Below are 2,946 nucleotides of genomic sequence, written 5' to 3'. Positions count from 1 at the left end.
CCCTGGCACAGCGAAGCCGTCGGGGGGGGCGGTCACATCATCAGAGCCGTTTCCGTGTATTGCTGCGCCTGCCATGCTGCTGTGCCGTCAGACGGCTTTCCGCCCTTATCGTCGATCTAAATACAAGACGCTGCACAGCAGACGAACACGCGGCAGTATGAATCGACCTACCTGCATACTCGTCGAGTGAGCAGTATTATTCCATTATGATTCAATCATTTGTGGAAATGCCAGCCTCTTCAAGAGGCAACTTCCGTGATCAAAAAGGCAGAACTATCTGCCTCTTATCACCACATATGAAATTTCCTGAAGTCTTGCTTTGTTCTCCATCCGAATCTTGAACGAATCCAGTGGGTTTGGCTAGCGCGTTTTTCGTCGATTGCCTATTGTTTCACTTAACGCCTGCTGGCCGACATCCATCCGACCATGCAAGAGGTGGGTAGTTTCTAGTCGGCTTCCATCTACTAGACGCGCTCAGGGTTAACCCGCCAAGGCGCGCTGCACCGCACCGGGCTCTTTCTCGATCACCCGCAGCAGCGTGGCAGCAGGACCAGAGACGCGACGCTGACACTGTTCCCACTTTCGATACCCCGAAAGGCTCATCCCCATCAACGGGGCCATTTGCGCCTGTGTCAGCTTCGCCCGCATTCTGACCTCGCGCGGATCGACCGGCTCGTGCAGAACTGCGGGGCCTTCTCCCTTGGCATGGGCCAGTGCCTCGCCCATGGCATGGATCAGATCATCGCCAAACGTGCTCATTTCCTTTCCTTCCATGCAGCCCTCAGCGCCGTGGCCAGCGCGGCCACCGTGCGCTTTTTATCCGAGGTCATGTCGCTTCTCGCGTTCTTGGCATAGGCCAGCAAGCGTAAAGCGTGCATGGTTTCATCCAGATAGTAGTAGAGATCACCCGAGCACCGCCCTGTTTGCCTCGACCTGAGGCCGCGAACCGGACCTTGCGCACCCCACCCGTGCCAAGGATCTCATCACCGACCATGGGGTTCTCGGCCAGAAAAGCGATCAGTTCCCGCTTCTCGTCTTCATTGAACAGCTTTTTGGTCTGTCGGGTGAAGGTAGGGGTTCCGCTACTGTCTGCATGCCTGCATGTAGCCCAGCAATCGACGGACGCACCACCCGGCACAACAAGGGCTATGCCCTGTCCCTCAGGCATCGCAAACGGATCGAGGAGGCTTTCGGCTGGGCCAAAACCATCGGAGGGGGTGCTCAAACCGCCGTTCGAGGCATCGAGCGCGCACGTGCCCACTTCATCATGACCCTGGCCGCAGGAAATCTCGCCAGACTGCCGAAGCTGCTTGCTGCATGAACAGAAGATGACGCTGCCAGCAGACTGAACCCGCCAGCCAGGCCAGATGAACAAGCAGATGTCCTATCAGAGCAAAGAACAACGTTCGTAGCGGGGAACTAAATCAGCACCTTGCTAGCGGCTAACCAGCACCACCTCTCCGGCGCCGGCGCCCATCGCGATCTGTAACGCTGCCCATTCCTTGGCAGCCTCGTTTCGGGCTGAAGCGGCGGAGAGCCGTGCGCTCGCCGTCGAGCGGTCGGAATCCAGCAAGTCCAGAAGCGCCAGCCCGCCCTCGGCAAAGCTCGTCCGGGCCAATTGGTAGGCGCGATTATAGGCAGAAGCCGCGCGTTCCAAGGCGGAGGTCTGCTCACGATAGCGGCGCAGGTTCGACTGCGCTACCTGCACGTCCTCAACCGCCTCTGATACGCTGGCCCGCCAAGCAATCTCGGCCTCGCGCGCTTCGGCGACGCGGCGCGCGCGGGTGGCTTGCAGCGCGCCCTGGCTCAGTACTGGAAAGGAGATCGCCGGCCCAAAGCCCCAGGACTTCGCCCCGCCGCTTTCGCTGACCGAGCCCGTCAGCGTCAGCGAGGGCAGCAGATCGGCCGTTGCCACCCCAACCGCCGCCAATGCGGCGGCCAGATCATATTCGGCCGAGCGCACATCAGGACGGTTGCGCAGCAGATCGGCCGGCACGCCGGCACGGGCGCTGCCCGGAATACGTGGTTGCCCCGCTCCGCGCCGCATCTGTGCCTGCACCGAGGAAGCAGGCTCGTTAAGCAAGGTCGCGATGCTAAACACCTGCGCATTGAACTGTGCCTCATAGCCCGGCAGCTCGGCCCGCGCAGCAGCAAGGAGCGCTTCAGCCTGGGCCATATCGAACTCGCTGACAACGCCGAATTCCCGCTGCTCGCGGGTGATGCGGACGGTCTCCTCGCGGCTCGAAACCGTCTGTCGCGTAAGCGTCAATGCCTGCTGGTAGTAGCGCGCGTCGCTGTAGGCGTCGATCAGCTCCGCGATCCAGGCTAACCGCGCCGTCCCGAGATCTGCTTTGGCTGCCTCAAGGCTAGCCTTTGCACCTTGTCGCTCGCGCCGGGCGCCGCCGAACAGGTCGAAGACGAAATTCGCGCTGAGGCTTGAGGTGCCGACGTCCTGCACCGCCGCGCCTGCGGTCGAACCGCGCTCGCGCGAGGTCTCGGCTGTGCCTGACATCTGAGTTGCCAGCACTCCAGTGCCGCGCAGATCGGCGGCGGCAGCGCGGATGCGCTCGCGGGCGGCGGCCTCGTCCAGGTTCTGTTTCAGCCCGCGCGCGATCAGCTCGTTCAACACCGAGTCGCGATATTCGGCCCAGAAAGCGCGGTTAGCAACCTTGCCCGCGGGTGTCGTCTCGCCTGCGGCAAATGTGGCGGGCAGGGGGATTGCGGGGCGGTCGTCGGGATCGGGCCCGACGGCTGTGCAGCCCGCCGCCAGAAGCAGCAGCGCCGGGCCGAGGAAGCGGGAGGGGAAAATCACGTCTTGGCTCTCTTTCTGGTAAGAAGCTTCACGGTCCTGAGGACCACGACATAGAACACGGCGACCAGGAAGATGCCGATGACAGCCGATGTCGCGATGCCGCCCAGAACCCCGATGCCGATGGATTTCTGCGC

2 protein-coding genes and 1 pseudogene are annotated in these 2,946 nt (G+C 62.1%); 1 reads left to right on the top strand and 2 read right to left on the bottom strand.

Annotated elements, in window-relative coordinates:
• Nucleotides 1–480 precede the first annotated feature (480 nt).
• Nucleotides 481–759, bottom strand: a complete 279-nt coding sequence (locus BU28_RS0117480) for a helix-turn-helix domain-containing protein (protein WP_028720578.1) — start codon at nt 757–759, stop codon at nt 481–483.
• 346 nt (nt 760–1,105) lie between these two features.
• Here BU28_RS0117480 and BU28_RS25015 point away from each other — a divergent pair.
• Nucleotides 1,106–1,321 (top strand): annotated as a pseudogene (locus BU28_RS25015) (transposase); the annotation flags it as partial.
• Between the two features lie 114 nt (nt 1,322–1,435).
• Here BU28_RS25015 and BU28_RS0117475 read toward each other — a convergent pair.
• Nucleotides 1,436–2,812, bottom strand: a complete 1,377-nt coding sequence (locus BU28_RS0117475; protein WP_051578294.1) for an efflux transporter outer membrane subunit — start codon at nt 2,810–2,812, stop codon at nt 1,436–1,438.
• Between the last annotated feature and the right edge of the window lie 134 nt (nt 2,813–2,946).

The organism is Paracoccus yeei ATCC BAA-599, assembly GCF_000622145.1.
GTDB classification, from domain to species: Bacteria; Pseudomonadota; Alphaproteobacteria; order Rhodobacterales; family Rhodobacteraceae; genus Paracoccus; species Paracoccus yeei.
The sequence above is the reverse complement of the archived record's forward strand: the minus strand, read 5'-3'. Positions and strand labels throughout refer to the sequence as shown.